The sequence below is a fragment of the Brevibacterium aurantiacum genome (assembly GCF_900169065.1).
Classification (GTDB): domain Bacteria; phylum Actinomycetota; class Actinomycetes; order Actinomycetales; family Brevibacteriaceae; genus Brevibacterium; species Brevibacterium aurantiacum.
This window is the reverse complement of the sequence record NZ_FXZB01000001.1, coordinates 93,297-108,465: the sequence shown is the minus strand read 5'-3', so window position 1 is coordinate 108,465 and position 15,169 is coordinate 93,297. Positions and strand designations below refer to the sequence as shown.

The 15,169-nt window shown below is 65.3% G+C and carries 18 protein-coding genes; all 18 read left to right on the top strand.

All coding sequences use genetic code 11. The features are described 5' to 3' along the window. Nucleotides 1–25: 25 nt before the first annotated feature. A complete protein-coding gene (locus BAUR9175_RS00490; RefSeq protein ID WP_069600246.1) occupies nucleotides 26–985 on the top strand; it encodes a methionyl-tRNA formyltransferase in 960 nt (319 codons plus the stop codon). After that, nucleotides 982–2,469, top strand: coding sequence for an RsmB/NOP family class I SAM-dependent RNA methyltransferase (locus BAUR9175_RS00485; RefSeq protein ID WP_241211483.1), 1,488 nt, complete (start codon nucleotides 982–984; stop codon nucleotides 2,467–2,469). The genes BAUR9175_RS00490 and BAUR9175_RS00485 overlap by 4 nt, the downstream gene beginning before the upstream one ends. Nucleotide 2,470: 1 nt before the next feature. After that, nucleotides 2,471–3,133, top strand: a complete 663-nt coding sequence (gene rpe, locus BAUR9175_RS00480) for a ribulose-phosphate 3-epimerase (RefSeq protein WP_009881412.1) — start codon at nucleotides 2,471–2,473, stop codon at nucleotides 3,131–3,133. Nucleotides 3,134–3,144: 11 nt separating this feature from the next. Continuing rightward, nucleotides 3,145–3,810, top strand: a complete 666-nt coding sequence (locus BAUR9175_RS00475) for a nicotinamide mononucleotide transporter family protein (RefSeq protein ID WP_009881411.1) — start codon at nucleotides 3,145–3,147, stop codon at nucleotides 3,808–3,810. Between the two features lie 80 nt (nucleotides 3,811–3,890). Next, nucleotides 3,891–4,154, top strand: a complete 264-nt coding sequence (locus tag BAUR9175_RS00470) for a phosphoribosyl-ATP diphosphatase (protein ID WP_009881410.1) — start codon at nucleotides 3,891–3,893, stop codon at nucleotides 4,152–4,154. A gap of 81 nt (nucleotides 4,155–4,235) precedes the next feature. Beyond that, nucleotides 4,236–5,075, top strand: a complete 840-nt coding sequence (gene hisG / locus BAUR9175_RS00465; protein ID WP_009881409.1) for an ATP phosphoribosyltransferase — start codon at nucleotides 4,236–4,238, stop codon at nucleotides 5,073–5,075. Continuing rightward, on the top strand, nucleotides 5,056–5,517 hold the full coding sequence (locus tag BAUR9175_RS00460) for a PH domain-containing protein (protein WP_101582640.1): 462 nt from the start codon (nucleotides 5,056–5,058) through the stop codon (nucleotides 5,515–5,517). The genes hisG and BAUR9175_RS00460 overlap by 20 nt, the downstream gene beginning before the upstream one ends. A gap of 2 nt (nucleotides 5,518–5,519) precedes the next feature. Next, nucleotides 5,520–6,725 carry a CaiB/BaiF CoA transferase family protein gene (locus BAUR9175_RS00455; protein WP_009881407.1) on the top strand — a complete coding sequence of 402 codons (1,206 nt, stop codon included), beginning with the start codon at nucleotides 5,520–5,522 and terminating at the stop codon, nucleotides 6,723–6,725. 85 nt (nucleotides 6,726–6,810) lie between these two features. Next, nucleotides 6,811–8,313, top strand: a complete 1,503-nt coding sequence (locus BAUR9175_RS00450; protein WP_101582637.1) for a carboxyl transferase domain-containing protein — start codon at nucleotides 6,811–6,813, stop codon at nucleotides 8,311–8,313. Nucleotides 8,314–8,341: 28 nt separating this feature from the next. Further along, nucleotides 8,342–9,106: an imidazole glycerol phosphate synthase subunit HisF gene (hisF, locus tag BAUR9175_RS00445; RefSeq protein ID WP_101582634.1), complete on the top strand. Its 765-nt coding sequence runs from the start codon at nucleotides 8,342–8,344 to the stop codon at nucleotides 9,104–9,106. Further along, a complete protein-coding gene (gene hisI / locus BAUR9175_RS00440) occupies nucleotides 9,103–9,474 on the top strand; it encodes a phosphoribosyl-AMP cyclohydrolase (protein WP_009881404.1) in 372 nt (123 codons plus the stop codon). Before hisF ends, hisI begins: the two co-directional genes overlap by 4 nt. Beyond that, nucleotides 9,464–11,041, top strand: coding sequence for an anthranilate synthase component I (trpE, locus tag BAUR9175_RS00435; RefSeq protein WP_101582632.1), 1,578 nt, complete (start codon nucleotides 9,464–9,466; stop codon nucleotides 11,039–11,041). The genes hisI and trpE overlap by 11 nt, the downstream gene beginning before the upstream one ends. Nucleotide 11,042: 1 nt before the next feature. Beyond that, on the top strand, nucleotides 11,043–11,570 hold the full coding sequence (locus BAUR9175_RS00430) for a Trp biosynthesis-associated membrane protein (RefSeq protein ID WP_069600244.1): 528 nt from the start codon (nucleotides 11,043–11,045) through the stop codon (nucleotides 11,568–11,570). Between the two features lie 98 nt (nucleotides 11,571–11,668). Beyond that, complete coding sequence (locus BAUR9175_RS00425) at nucleotides 11,669–11,938, top strand: HGxxPAAW family protein (protein WP_009881401.1); 270 nt, start codon at nucleotides 11,669–11,671, stop codon at nucleotides 11,936–11,938. After that, nucleotides 11,935–12,732 carry an indole-3-glycerol phosphate synthase TrpC gene (gene trpC, locus BAUR9175_RS00420; protein ID WP_096160753.1) on the top strand — a complete coding sequence of 266 codons (798 nt, stop codon included), beginning with the start codon at nucleotides 11,935–11,937 and terminating at the stop codon, nucleotides 12,730–12,732. The genes BAUR9175_RS00425 and trpC overlap by 4 nt, the downstream gene beginning before the upstream one ends. A 41-nt stretch (nucleotides 12,733–12,773) precedes the next feature. Next, on the top strand, nucleotides 12,774–13,988 hold the full coding sequence (gene trpB, locus BAUR9175_RS00415) for a tryptophan synthase subunit beta (RefSeq protein ID WP_009881399.1): 1,215 nt from the start codon (nucleotides 12,774–12,776) through the stop codon (nucleotides 13,986–13,988). Continuing rightward, the gene (trpA, locus tag BAUR9175_RS00410) at nucleotides 13,985–14,776 is read left to right on the top strand and encodes a tryptophan synthase subunit alpha (protein WP_009881398.1); all 792 of its coding nucleotides are present in this window, start codon (nucleotides 13,985–13,987) and stop codon (nucleotides 14,774–14,776) included. Before trpB ends, trpA begins: the two co-directional genes overlap by 4 nt. Next, on the top strand, nucleotides 14,773–15,075 hold the full coding sequence (locus BAUR9175_RS00405) for a hypothetical protein (protein WP_101582629.1): 303 nt from the start codon (nucleotides 14,773–14,775) through the stop codon (nucleotides 15,073–15,075). Before trpA ends, BAUR9175_RS00405 begins: the two co-directional genes overlap by 4 nt. Nucleotides 15,076–15,169: the final 94 nt, after the last annotated feature.

Sequence of the window (15,169 nt, the reverse complement as noted above, 5' to 3'; positions counted from 1 at the left end):
GGACCGAACAAGTAGAATTCCTCAAGTGGATATCGTCTTCGCCGGAACCCCGGATGCCGCAGTGCCAGCCCTCGAGGCCTTTGTCGAATCTCGACACCGCATCCGTGCCGTCCTCACCCGACCCGACGCCCCGGTGGGACGCAAGCGAGTCCTCACCCCCTCGCCGGTCAAGGCCCGCGCACTTGAGCTGGGTCTCGATGTCATCGAAGCGAGTCGTCTCCGCGGTGAGGTCATCGCCGAACTCCGCGCGCTCAAGGTCGATGCCGTGGCCGTCGTCGCCTATGGAGCAATCGCCGGACCGGCAGCCCTATCCACCGCCGAACTCGGCTGGTTCAACCTCCACTTCTCCCTCCTGCCCGCCCATCGCGGAGCCGCACCCGTCCAGCGAGCCCTGATCGAGGGCCGACAGCACAGCGGGGTGAGCGTGTTCAGAATCGACGAGGGCATGGACTCCGGCCCCGTCCTGCGTCGCCTCGAACTGCCGCTTGACCATCCCGACGTCGCCACCGCACTCGATGACTACGCTCACAAAGGCGCGGCAGAACTGGTCGCCGCCTTCGACGACCTCGAGGACGGAACCGCAGTCCTCACCCCACAGTCCGGAGAGGCGACCCACGCGGACAAGATCGGCGTCGATGATGCTCATCTCGACTTCACCGAACCAGCACAGGCCATCATCGACCGCTCCCGGGGAGTCAGCCCCAGCCCCGGACCATGGGCCGATGTCGATGGGAAGCGGACCAAACTCTTCGGTCTCACACCTGCTCCCGAGGTCACCGACCCGCCAGAGGTCGGCCTCCTGACATCCTGGGAGAAGACCGCCGTGCTTGGCTGCGGCGACGGATGGGTCCACGTGGCGGAGATCCAACCCTTCGGCAAAGCACGCATGGCCGCCGTTGACTTCCTGCGCGGCCGCGGCGACATCCGATTCGATCCCCTGGAAACCAGCGCCGAGCCGGCGGCCGATCCCGAGCAAGGAGCATGAGACAGATGCCAGCAGAAGAGCGCAGGCCACGGAAGCAGCCAGCCGGGAACGCAGCCGGCAACTCACGCCGGAAAGCAGGTGGAGCCGGCAGGAAGTCGGCTCCGCGCCGACAGCAGACGGAGCGTGAGCCCAGACAGGCGAAGAACCTGCCGCGGCGCATCGCCTGGGAGGTCCTCCTCGACGTAGAGACGAAGGACTCCTACGCGAACCTGCTCCTGCCCGCCAAGTTGGCCCGCACGCACATGGAACCCCAGGACGCGGCGTTCACAACGGAACTGACGTACGGCGCCCTGCGCCAACAGGAGTTCTACGATGCGATCATCGCCAGGGCCGCGAACCGGCCCATCGACAGCATCGACGCCGAACCGCTGGCCGGAATGCGCCTCGGCGCCCACCAGATCCTGTCCATGCGCGTGCCCGACCATGCAGCACTGTCTGAGACCGTCGCCGTGATCAAGACCAATGCACCGAAGACCGCCGGATTCGTCAACGCCGTGCTGCGTCGGATCTCCGAGGTCGACCGGGCCGAATGGCTGCGTCGCGTGACTGACGGTGCCACCGCTGTGGGCGAACAGGCCATCGAATACTCTCATCCCGAATGGATCGTTCGGGCCATGACCCAAGCACTCAAGGGCCATGGTCGTCAGGCCTCCGAACTGCAGGCACTGCTGGAGGCAGACAATGCGGCGGCCAAGGTCAGCGTCTCCGCCCTGCCCGGACTCGTGGACCGCAGCGAGCTGCCTGGGGCCCCGACCGAATTCTCTCCCATCGGCGTCACCCTCGAGACCGCCGTGCCCAAGAACGTCGATGCCGTCGCCACCGGCCGCGCCCGTGTGCAGGACGAAGGCTCCGCACTGGTGGCGCTGGCGCTGGCACAGGTTGAGGCACCGGCAGGCAACTGGGCAGACCTGTGCGCCGGCCCCGGCGGCAAGGCCGCAGTCCTGGCAGCGATCGCCAAACAGCAGGGCGGTGCCCTCGACGCTTTCGACTCCAGTGAGCACCGGGTTGAACTCGTGAGGTCTTCCACCCAGGCACTCGACAACGTCACCACCCGCGTCCAAGATGCCCGTGATGCCACCGGTCCCTACGCGAAGGTCCTCGTCGACGTCCCCTGCTCGGGCCTCGGCGCCCTGCGGCGTCGTCCCGAAGCCCGCTACCGGCGGCGCCCCGAGGACATCAATGCCCTGGCTGGGCTGCAGCGCGAGCTTCTGCGTGCGGCCTTGGACGCCTGCGCTCCCGGGGGAGTCGTGGCCTACTCCACCTGTTCTTCCCACTACGCAGAGACCGTGCTCGTCGTCGACGATGTCCTGCGCAAAACCGACGTCGAGATCCTCGACGCACCGGCGGTCCTCGCCGAGGTCACCGGCACCGACGCCGAGGGGTTTGCCTCGGTGACCAGGGGAGCGGGACGGTACGCTCAGCTGTGGCCCCATGTCCACAACACCGATGGAATGTTCTTGGCTCTGATGCGGAAGGCGAACTGAAATGGCGATCGAGATCAATCCCAGCATCCTCAGCTCCGATTTCTCGGACCTGCGGGGCGAACTGGCGAAGATCAGCACGGCAGATATGGCTCACATCGACGTGATGGATAACCATTTCGTCCCCAATCTGACATTCGGTCCTCCCGTGGTCGAACGGATCCAGGCGATCAGCCCGATCCCACTCGACGCTCACCTGATGATCGCCGAGGCGGACAGGCACGCCCCCGTCTACGCCGAACTCGGCTGTGCCTCGGTGACCTTCCACGCCGAGGCGGCCGCCGCACCCGTGCGTCTGGCCAGGGAGATCCGGAAGCTGGGAGCCAAAGCCAGCCTCGCACTCAAGCCGGCGACTCCGATCGAACCCTTCATCGACCTCCTCGGCGAGTTCGATCAGATCCTCATCATGACCGTTGAACCCGGGTTCGGCGGGCAGAAGTTCCTCGATGTGTGCCTGCCGAAGATCCGGCGCACGCGTGAAGCGATTTCGGCTTCCGGGCTTGAGATCAAACTTCAGGTCGATGGGGGAGTGTCGACCTCGACGGTCGAACGCGTTGTCGACGCCGGTGCCGATGTGCTCGTGGCCGGCTCCGCCGTCTACGGACCCGAAGACGCCGCCGCCGCGATCTCAGGGCTGCGTGAACTCGCAGCATCACACGTGCACTGAAGAAGGCCGATATGGAACTGCTCGACTGGCTGAACACGCCGGCATTCGAACTGCTGGGCAAACCAGTGCCGTACTCCGACCTGTTCGGCAACATCTGCGCCCTGGCCACTGTGGTCCTGGCGCTGCGCCGCAACATCCTGTCCTGGCCGGTGCAGATCCTCGGTTCCATCCTGCTCTTCGCCGCGAGCATCTCCGCGGGCCTGGGCGGCAACGCCTCCCGGCAGGTCGTCATCATCGTCGCCGCGGTGTGGGGCTGGACGCAGTGGAACAAATCGCGCGAAGCCGCAGGAGAGGTCCTCGTCCGCTGGGCCACCTGGAAGGAACGATTCCTCCTGATCGGTGCCCTGCTGCTGGGCACCGCGGTGTTCGGCTATGTCCTGGCACTGGGCGGATGGTCATGGAACCCCTACCCAGACGCTTACATCTTCATCGGATCACTCGTGGCGATGTACGCCCAGGGACGGGCGATCGTCGAATTCTGGTTCGTGTGGCTGGCCGTCGACCTCGTCGGCATTCCCCTGGCAGTAGCCGGAGGCCTCGTGTTCTCCGGGGCTGTGTACCTCATCTTCCTCGTCATGGTCGTCATCGGCTTCATCGACTGGTCGAAGAGATCACGGCAGACGATCTCTGCGCCCCACCTCGGCGCAACGGACATCAACCGCAGCCCGGAGGAATGAGACCGTTCCGCTCACTGGGGCTGTCCCGCTGGTCGAGACCCTGTGCGGACGCGAAGTAGGCGATGTATTAGGCTGGATTCGTGAAGACCTTTGACTCGCTCTACGCCGAACTCCTGCAGAAATCCCTCGATCGCCCCGAAGGCTCGAAGACCGTGGCCGAACTCGACGCCGGAGTCCATGCGATCGGAAAGAAGGTCGTCGAAGAAGCCGCAGAGGTCTGGATGGCGGCCGAGTACGAGACCAAGGACGAGCTTGCCGGGGAGATCTCCCAGCTGCTCTACCACCTCCAGGTGCTCATGGTCGCCAAGGATCTCAGCCTCGACGACGTCAACTCGCATCTGTAGAGACCGCCTGAACCAGAGACCGCCTGAACCGCAGTCCGAGCACCACTCACAACCGTTGACGATGAAACACAAAAGGACACCATGCTGCGTGTAGCCGTGCCGAACAAGGGCGCACTGTCCGAAGCCGCCTCCGAAATGCTCAGCGAGGCCGGATACTCCACCCGCCGGGGAAGCAAGACCCTGGTCCATCAGGATGAAGTCAACGGCGTCGAATTCTTCTACCTGCGCCCCCGCGACATCGCCGTCTACGTCGGGTCGGGAATCCTCGACGCCGGCATCACCGGTCGCGATCTGCTTCTGGAGTCGAAGGCCGAGGCGCAGGAAGTCATCGGACTCGGATTCGGTGCCTCCCGCTTCTTCTACGCCGGTGTCAGCGGTTCCTACACCTCCCCGGCACAGCTCGAGGGTGCCCGCATCGCCACCAGCTTCCCCAACCTCGTCGACGCCGACCTGCAGGCCAGAGGCATCGATGCGAAGACCGTGCAGCTCGACGGAGCGATCGAAGTCTCCATCCAGCTCGGCGTCGCCGATGCCATCGCCGATGTGGTCGAAACCGGCAGCACCCTGCGCGCGGCAGGACTTGAGACCTTCGGCGAACCCCTGCTGGAGTCCGAGGCCGTCCTCGTCCAACGCGATGGGGCAGCCGAGACCATCGAGGTGCTCAAGCGCCGGCTCGAATCGGTGATGGTGGCCCGTCAGTACGTTCTCGTCGACTACAACATCGAAGAGCGCCTCCTGCCACAAGCTCTCGGGCTGACCCCCGGCCTCGAATCACCCACGATCTCCCCACTGCAGGAGACTGGCTGGGTCGCCGCCCGCGTCATGGTCGAATCCAAAGAGGTCAACAACGTCATGGACCGCCTCTACGCGGTCGGTGCACGTGCGATTCTGGTGACGAACATTGGCGCCTGCCGAATCTGATTTCCGCGTCTTCCGACCCCGCCAGGTGCGCGTCATCAGCACCGTCGGCGCAGTGGTGGTGTTCATCGGCTTTGCCGTGCTCTCCGTGGCACTGCTCGTCGTGGACTGGGACCCTTGGACCCCGCTCGATGTGGTCTGGATGAACCTGCTGGGAATCATCTCCGCAGCCGCCCTGCTGCGCGTCGCCGACATCCAGGCCCGACCCAGCGAATCCGGCCTGGTCGTGAAGAACATGGTCAGGACGCGGACCTTCGCCTGGGGTCAGATTCTCGGCGTCGCTTTCTCCCCGGAGGGAGACGACCCCTGGCCGACCCTCGATCTGACCGACGGAACCACCTACAGCGTGATGGCGATCCAGCATGCGGATGGCCCCCGAGCCCACGAGGAATGTCAGCGATTGCGTATGCTCATCGCTAGATGGACCCACTTCAAGGAGGAATAGGAATGTCGAACGACACAATCACAGGGGTCGAAGGCCCACTGACCGGATACACGGTCATCGACCTCTCTCGCGCATTGGCCGGCCCACATGCGGGAATGATGTTCGGCGACCTCGGCGCCCGAGTGATCAAGGTCGAGAACCCGGGCAAGGGCGATGACTCGCGGTCCTGGGGACCTCCCTTCGTAGGACCCGAAGACGACCCGCAGGCAACGTACTTCTTCTCCTGCAACCGCAATAAGGAATCCATCGCCCTCGACCTCAAGTCGGACACCGGCAAGCAGACGCTGCGCGAACTCATCTCCCGGGCCGACGTGCTCATCGAGAACTTCCGCTCCGGCGTCCTCGACCGCCTCGGCTTCTCCACCACGGTGTGCATGGAGATCAACCCGCGCCTGGTGCTCCTGTCGATCACCGGCTTCGGCCACGACGGACCCGAATCCTCCCGCGCCGGCTACGACCAGATCGCTCAGGGCGAAGCGGGCCTGATGTCACTGACAGGGTCGGGGCCAGACGACATGCAGCGCGTCGGAGTCCCCATCGCAGACCTCCTGGCCGGGATCTACGGCTCCTACGGTGTCCTCGCCGCCCTGCTCGAACGTGAACGCACCGGCAAGGGCAAGGTCGTCCGCACCTCCCTCATCGCCGGAATGGTCGGAGTCCACGCCTTCCAGGGCACCCGCGCCACAGTGGCCGGGCAGAACCCGCAGCCCGGCGGCAACCACCATCCTTCTCTGTCTCCCTACGGACTCTTCAAATGCCATGAAGGCGCCGTGCAGATCTCCGTGGGCAACGAGAACCTGTGGCAGAAGTTCTGCGCCGCATTCGACATCGACCCGGCCACCGAAGGCATGTCCGACAACGCCTCCCGCGTTGCGAACCGCCCGGCCGTGATCGAGCTCATCGAGAGCAAGTTCGCCGCCTTCGGGCCAGAGGACCTGCTCGCCAAGCTCGGCGACGCAGGGATCCCGTCCGGCACGGTGCGCACTCTCGAAGAGGTCTACTCCTGGGACCAGGCGCTGAGCCAGGGACTCAAGGTCTCCGTCGATCACCCGGTCCTCGGCGACATCGACCTGCCGGGACCGCCACTGCGCTTCTTCGACGCCGATGGTGAGGCCGAGGTCGAGACCACGCGGACCGCACACGATGCCCCACCGCTGCTGAACGAGGACGCCGAGGCGATCGTGTCCTGGCTCGACTCGGACGGCTGAGACTCCCGAGCACAGCAGGCCCAACACAGCAGGTCCAACACCGCTTTACCGTTCGTCAGACACATCTGAAACAGGAGATACGCACGTGGCACGGTTGAATGCTCATGAACTCGTCGACATCGTCGTGGACGACGGATCCTTCGTGTCCTGGGACACGACTCCGATCACACCCGCCGGAGGAATCTCCGACGAGTACGCGGCCGAACTCGCCGCCGCTAAGGAGAAGTCCGGAGTCGACGAAGCCATCATCACCGGAGAGGGGCGGATCGAGGGTCGTCGCGTTGCCATCGTCGCCGGCGAATTCCGTTTCCTCGCCGGTTCGATCGGCGTGGCCGCGGCCCAGCGGCTCGTCGACGCGATCGAACGTGCGACGCTCGAAGGGCTGCCGCTGCTGGCGGGTCCCGCCTCGGGCGGTACCAGAATGCAGGAAGGCACGATCGCGTTCCTGTCGATGGTCAAAATCACCAACGCCGTCATGGCCCACCGCCGGGCAGCTCTGCCCTACCTCGTGTACCTGCGGCATCCGACCACCGGCGGGGTGTTCGCGTCCTGGGGTTCGATGGGCCACGTCACCGTCGCCGAGGCGGGATCGCTCATCGGCTTCCTCGGACCGCGGGTCTACGAAGCCATCTACGGGGAGAAGTTCCCGGAGAACGTGCAGACGGGTGAGAACCTGCACAAGCACGGAATCATCGATGCCGTGATCAGTCCCGAGCGTATTCAGACCACCCTCGCTCGGGTCCTCGATGTCCTCATGGGAGCCAAGGAGATTCCCTGCCGAGTGAGCGACCCGGACACCCGCCCCGAGGTGGTCGACCCGAAGTCCGACGCCTGGGAGGCGATCACGCGTTCCCGCAAGGCCGATCGGCCCGGGGTCCGCGACCTGCTGCGCACCGCAGCCAACACCGTGCTGCCCCTCAACGGCACGGGACAGGGTGAGAAGGATCCCGGACTGCTGTTGGCGCTGGCGAAGTTCGGATCCGCCCCCTGCATCGTCCTCGGACAGGACCGGTTCCGGCAGGACTCCCGTGCGCCGCTGGGCCCGGCGGCTCTGCGCGAGGCCAGGCGCGGCATGCGACTGGCCGCCGAACTCGACCTGCCGCTCGTGACGGTCATCGACACACCAGGAGCCGCACTGTCGAAATCGGCGGAGGAAGGCGGCATCGCCGGAGAGATCGCACGCAGCCTCGCCGACCTCGCGAACCTCGACGCCCCCTCGGTCTCACTCATCCTGGGTGAAGGCTCCGGCGGGGGAGCCCTCGCCCTGATCCCCGCGGATCGTGTGCTCAGCGCGGAGAACGGGTGGCTCTCACCTCTGCCTCCGGAAGGAGCCTCGGCGATCGTGCATCGCACGACCGACCGTGCACCGGAGATGGCACAGAGCCAAGGGGTGCATGCCCCGATGCTCAAGGAGACAGGAGTCGTCGACCGCATCATCGCCGAACACCCGGACGCGAGTAAGGAGCCATTGGACTTCGTGTCCCGGGTGGGTGCGACACTTGAGTACGAACTCATCGAGCTCATGCGCGAACCCTCCGACCGTCGTCTCGCACGGCGGATGGAACGGTATCGCACCCTTGGAATCTAATCGTCGACCGGGAAACTAGGAGAGTCATATGGTTGCCATCAGAGTCATTCCGTGTCTGGACGTCGACGAGGGACGTGTCGTCAAGGGAGTGAAGTTCGCCGATCTCAAGGACGCCGGCGATCCGGTCGAACTGGCCCGACGCTACGGGGAATCAGGGGCAGATGAGCTGACGTTCCTCGACGTCACCGCCAGCAGCGGCGACCGGGAGACGGTTCACGATATCGTCCGCTCCTGTGCCGAAGAGGTCTTCATCCCTCTGACCGTCGGCGGCGGCATCCGCAGCGTCTCCGACGTCGATCGCCTCCTGCGTGATGGGGCCGACAAGGTCTCCGTCAACACCTCGGCGGTCGCGAACCCGCAGCTCATCAGCGACATCGCCCACCATTTCGGCAACCAGGTCCTCGTCCTGTCCCTCGACGCCAGACGGAGCCAGGGGACGCAGACACGTTCCGGCTTCGAAGTCACCACCCGCGGCGGCAGAGAGGGCACAGGTCGCTGCGCCATCGACTGGATCACCGAGGCCGCCGAGCGCGGCGTGGGTGAGATCCTGCTCAACTCCATCGACGCAGACGGCACTCACGATGGCTTCGATCTCGAACTCATCGCCGCCGCACGGGCAGCCGTCGACGTTCCGCTCATCGCCTCCGGGGGAGCCGGACGGGTCGAGCACTTCGCTCCCGCCGTGGCGGCCGGAGCCGATGCGCTGCTGGCCGCGAGCGTCTTCCACTTCGGAACTCTGAGCATCGCCGAGGTCAAGGACGCACTCCGGAACGAAGGGATCGAAGTCCGATGAGCACACACGAGACCACCACGCAGATCGACGCGACCCCGGAGAACTGGCGCGAACTGATCACTCTCAACTCCGACGGGCTCATCCCCGTCATCGTCCAGGAGGTCAACACCCGGGAGGTGCTGATGATGGCCTGGATGGACGTGGAAGCCATCGAGCGCACCCTGAGCACCGGCGCCGCAGTCTACTGGTCCCGGTCCAGGCAGGAATACTGGGTCAAGGGCGAAACCTCGGGGAACACACAGAAGGTGGCCTCCCTGAGCCTCGACTGCGACGCAGACGCTCTGCTCATGGAGGTCGAACAGACCGGACCGGCCTGCCATACTCTGACCCCGACGTGCTTCACCGGAAGGACCATCAGTGCCAACTGAGACTTCGACGACGTCCACTTCGACGACCGAGACCGGGCTGACGATCCGTCCCAGTCTCGAAGAATTTCGAGCCTCGGGCGCCGACCACCGCCTGGTGCCTGTCCATGCGGAGGTGCTTGCCGACACGGAGACTCCCTTGAGTCTGTACCGCAAGCTCACCGACGGCGGGCCCGGCAGCTTTCTCTTCGAGTCGGCCGTGTCCGGAGCCTGGGCACGGTACTCATTCATCGGCTCGGCTCCCGTGGCCACTCTGATCTCCGAGGGCGAGAGTTTCCGCTGGGAAGGCACACCGCCGGTGGGAATCCCCGCCGAGGGCAGCGTTCTCGACGCCGTGACCGCGACCCTGGAACTGCTCGCCGTCGATGAGACCGAGTCGGTGCTGGCACCGATGGTCTCAAGCTTCGTCGGCTACTTCGGTTGGGACATCGTCCGCCAGTTCGAAAAGCTCGGCCCGGCACCGGCCAATGAGCACCATCTGCCGACCGTGCAGCTGATGATCCCCGGCGACATCGCGGTCTACGATCACTACTCAGGAACCCTGACGCTCGTCGCCAACATCTTCAACGTCAACGGTGCCGACACCGGCATCGACGAGGCTTACCACGCGGGTGTCGACCGGATCGAAGCGATGCTGGCCAGAATCACCGAACCCGTCGACGCCGAGATCTCAAGCACTCACTTCGTCCCGCCGCAGGTCTCGACACGCACCGACCCACAGGTCTACCTCGACAACGTCGAACGAGCCAAGCAAGAGATCGTCAACGGCGAGATCTTCCAGGTCGTCCTCGGACAGCGCTTCGACACCGAGTGCACCGCCGACCCGCTGACGGTCTACCGGATGCTGCGCCATTCGAACCCCAGCCCCTTCATGTACCTGCTCAACCTCCACGATGATCAGGGCCAGCCCGCCAGCATCATCGGTTCTTCTCCGGAGGCCCTCGTGACGGTTCGCTCCGGTGACGTCGTCACCCATCCGATCGCCGGATCCAGGCCCCGAGGCGCCACCACTGAAGAGGACTCGGCCCTGGCCAGAGACCTCATCAACGACGAGAAGGAACTGGCCGAGCACCTGATGCTCGTCGACCTTGCCCGCAACGACCTGGCGAAGGTCTGCCAGGCGGGGACCGTGGATGTCAGCGAGTTCATGGACATTGTGCGCTACAGCCACATCATGCACATCTCATCGACCGTGCGCGGAGAACTCGCGCCGGGCAAGGGGGCCGTGGACGTGCTTCGTGCCACGTTCCCGGCGGGCACCCTCTCCGGGGCTCCCAAACCCCGTGCTCTGCAGATCATCGACGAGCTCGAGACCATCGGCCGCGGAATCTACGGGGGTGTCGTCGGCTACATGTCATTCACCGGAGACCTCGACCTGGCGATCGCCATCCGCACCGGCGTCCTCCGCGACTCGGTCATGAGCGTCTACGCCGGCGGTGGTCTCGTCGCGGATTCGGTTCCCGAAACCGAATATCAGGAATCACAGAACAAGGCGGCCGCCGTCTTGGGTGCAGCATCGGCAGCCAGCGCGGTGACGAAGCTCGGAGAGCCGAGAGAGGAATGGACCTGAGATGACCAAATCACGCGGTGTCCTCCTCGTCCTCATTCTTGCGGGAGCCCTGTGGGCGATCAGCCTCGCCTCCTGGCAGGCAGGGGTCGCCGGCGACACGCTCGGACCAGCAGGTGTGGCCGACGTCACGGAAGACGCGAGCTCTCAGGCCTCGCCGGTCGCCACCGCCTGCGTCGCAATCATCGCCGTCACCGGACTGCTCTCGGCCATGCTGGGAAAGATCGGACGCTTCGTCGTCCTCGGCTTCGCCGGCCTGGCCGCCGTGGGCTACGGCATGACCGCGCTGCAGTCCGTGTCAGCCCCCGGAGCTACCGCGTGGCCGATCGTGGGCCTGTGCGCGGCAGCCATCGCGCTCATCGTCATCGTCTACGTCGCCTTCTCCTCGGCGAGCTGGACGAACTCGAACCGGTACGCCCGGACGGCAGAGGCCGGAGGTGAAGAGTTCGACTCGGCCGCGACCTGGGACGCACTTTCCCGCGGAGACGATCCCGACTCCGCCGCTGGTGGGGCCGACGATGAATCGAAATGACCTCGTGACCGGGTCGGTGTCTCGACCCAACTCGAAGCGTGTCACAATGGATGCAACAAGTTTTCACGCGTGCCACGCCTGCATCTCTAAGGAGCACCATGTCGCAAACCGTCGCTCGTAACGGCGCAACCGATCTCGACAAATCGACGATCGACTATGCCGCCATCGCCGACCCAGGACACGGAAACTCCGTGGCCGGCTGGACCGGAGTCATCATCATCCTGATCGGTGTCGCCATCGGCTGCGTCGGCTTCACGATTCACACCGCGATGATCACCTACGTCGGCGTCGGAGTCGTCGTACTCGGCCTCATCGTGGGCATCATCCTGCGTGCCGTCGGCCTGGGAAACAAGCCGAAGAAGAAATGACAGTTCTCGACGACATCGTCGCCGGTGTACGCGAAGATCTCGAGGAGCGCCGCAAGCAGGTCGGACTGAGCGAGATCGTCGAACGTGCGCGGGCGGCCGAGCCTGCCCGTGCCTTCGACCTCGACGCGGACTTCGGCGTCATCGCCGAGGTGAAGCGACGCTCTCCCTCGCGCGGCGACCTTGCGCACATCCCCGATCCCGGCACCCTCGCCCGGCTCTATGCCGCCGGCGGTGCACGGGCGATCAGCGTCCTCACGGAGGCGCGTCGTTTCTCGGGCAGCCTCGACGACCTCGATTCGGTCAGAGCCGCCGTGGACATCCCCGTGCTCCGCAAGGACTTCATGGTCGATGAGTACCAGTTCCACGAGGCCAGGGCCCACGGCGCCGACCTCGTGCTCCTCATCGTCGCTGCCCTCGACCCGACGCAGCTGAGCGAATTCCACGCCCTGGCGAACGATCTGGGGATGACGGCGCTCGTCGAGACGCACAACGAGGCAGAACTCGAGATCGCCATGGACCTCGGTGCCCCGCTCATCGGCGTCAACACCCGCAATCTCAAAGACCTCAGCGTCGACACGGGCCGCTTCGCTCCTCTGGCAGCACGTGCGCCGAAGGGCTGCACCCTCGTCGCCGAATCCGGAGTCGCAGGACCCGCGGACGTCGCCGGCTACGCGGATGCCGGTGCTGATCTCGTCCTCGTCGGCGAAGCGCTCGTCACCGGCGGAGATCCAGAGGCAGCCGTCGCGACCTTCACCGCGACAGGGCAGGAGCACCGGGCGCGCGTCGTCTCCTGAACCGACTACCCGAACCAACTCGCACCACGAAGAGGACTGCAATGACCGATGTGAGCCAGGAGAACGGACCCTACTTCGGTTCGTACGGAGGCAGGTACTTCCCGGAAGCGCTGATTCCCGCACTCGATGAGATCGAGGAGACCTGGCGCAAGTCCCAGGTCGATCCGGAATTCACCGAGCAGCTGCTCGACCTGCAACTGAACTACATCGGCCGCCCCAGCCTGCTCACCGAGGCGACCCGCTTCTCCGCCCACTGCGGAGGAGCGAGGATCTTCCTCAAGCGTGAGGATCTCAACCACACCGGCAGCCACAAGATCAACAACGCCCTCGGACAGGCGCTGCTGGCCAAGCGCATGGGCAAGACCCGAGTCATCGCCGAGACCGGCGCAGGCCAGCACGGAGTCGCCACCGCCACAGCCGCTGCACTCCTCGACATGGAGTGCGAGGTCTACATGGGCGAAGAGGACACCCAGCGACAGGCTCTCAACGTCGCCCGGATGCGGCTGCTCGGAGCGAAGGTCAACGCGGTGAGCAACGGCACGCGCACGCTCAAAGACGCGATGAACGAGGCCATGCGCGACTGGGTCGCCAATGTCGCCGATACCCACTACATCATCGGCACGGTCGCCGGTCCGCACCCGTTCCCGGCCATGGTCCGCTCCTTCCAGAACGTCATCGGCGTCGAAGCTCGTGAGCAGATCCGCAACGCCGCCGGGCGTCTCCCCGACGCGGTCTGCGCGTGTGTGGGCGGCGGGTCGAACGCGATGGGAATCTTCGCCGCGTTCCTCGCCGACGCCGAGGTGAAGGTCTACGGCTTCGAAGCCGGGGGAGAGGGCATCGAATCCGGGCGCCACGCCGCACGCTTCTCCGGTGGTCGCCCCGGTGTCCTCCACGGTTCCGCCACGTACATCCTGCAGGACGAGGATGGACAGACCCGAGGCTCGCATTCGATCTCGGCAGGATTGGACTATCCCTCGGTCGGACCTGAGCATTCGCACCTCCACGACACCGGGCGCGTGATCTACGAACCCGTCGTCGACGAGGAGGCTATGGAAGCCATGCGTCTGCTCTCACGCACCGAAGGCATCATCCCCGCCATCGAATCCGCACACGCTCTGGCCGGGGCCATGCGTGTGGGCCAGAGCCTCGGCAGCGACGCCGTCATCCTCGTCAATCTCTCCGGCCGCGGGGACAAGGACATGACGACCGCTGCCAAATGGTTCGACTACATCGACGAAGGAGCTGTGCAGGAATGACGACTTCAGGACGCAGAACCGGCACCACACTCGACGCCGTCGACGAAGCCGGCCGCAGCGCCGCGCTCATCGGCTACCTCCCTGTCGGCTTCCCGTCCGTGGACGGGTCGATCGAGGCCATGGTCGAGCTGGTGAAGTCCGGCGTCGACATCGTCGAGGTCGGCATGCCCTATTCCGACCCGGGCATGGACGGTCCTGTCATCCAGCACGCCGCCGAGCGCGGCCTGGAGGCAGGAGTCAGGACGAAGGACGTGCTCACAGCGGTCTCAGCCATCGCAGAGGCGGGCGGAACCGCCGTGGTCATGAGCTATTGGAACCTCGTCCTGCAGTACGGCGTCTCCGCGTTCGCCCGCGATCTCGACTCGGCAGGCGGTTCGGGCATCATCACTCCAGACCTCATTCCGGATGAGGCCGCCGAGTGGACGCAGGCCTCAGACGACTACGATCTCGACCGCATCTTCCTCGCCGCTCCTTCGTCGACGCCCGAGCGGCTGTCGACGATCGTCGGCGCCAGCCGGGGATTCGTCTACGCGGCTTCGACGATGGGCGTGACCGGAGTCCGCTCTGAGGTCGACAACCATGCACGGGACCTGGTCTCCCGGCTCAAGGACGCCGGTGCGCAGCGTGCCTGCGTCGGACTCGGGGTCTCGACCCGTGAACAGGCGGCAGAGGTCGCCGAATACGCCGACGGAGTCATCGTCGGTTCCGCCCTCGTCCGTGCTCTCGACTCAGATGGTGTGCCCGGCATCTCAGCGCTGGCGTCCGAGCTTGCAGAGGGCTGTGCATGAGGCGGGCCCAACAGCTCGTTTCCGACACCATCGGCCTCGGGGCTCTGACGATCCCGGTCTGGGTCCTGTGGGTGGCCGCGGTCGTCGTCGTCTGCATCATCGTGACGACCATCATCGTGCGCATCAATCGCCGTGCCCGGAAGATCGCGCGCGCCTCGAGCGAGGCTGGGCAGACGGGCGCAGAGAACGGACGAGCACCCGGTTTCGGATTCTACGGAGCCGTCACCTCGGCGATCTCCATCACTCCTGATGTGAAGTCGAAATCACGGCGCGGCGAGGACCCGAAGTCCGGCGAGTGAGACGTTTTGGTTCACTGTTCGATCCTTTCTCAACTTCGTCTCTTGCGTCACAGGGTGTAAATTAGATACCCGGCCGTGAGAACCACGTCACACA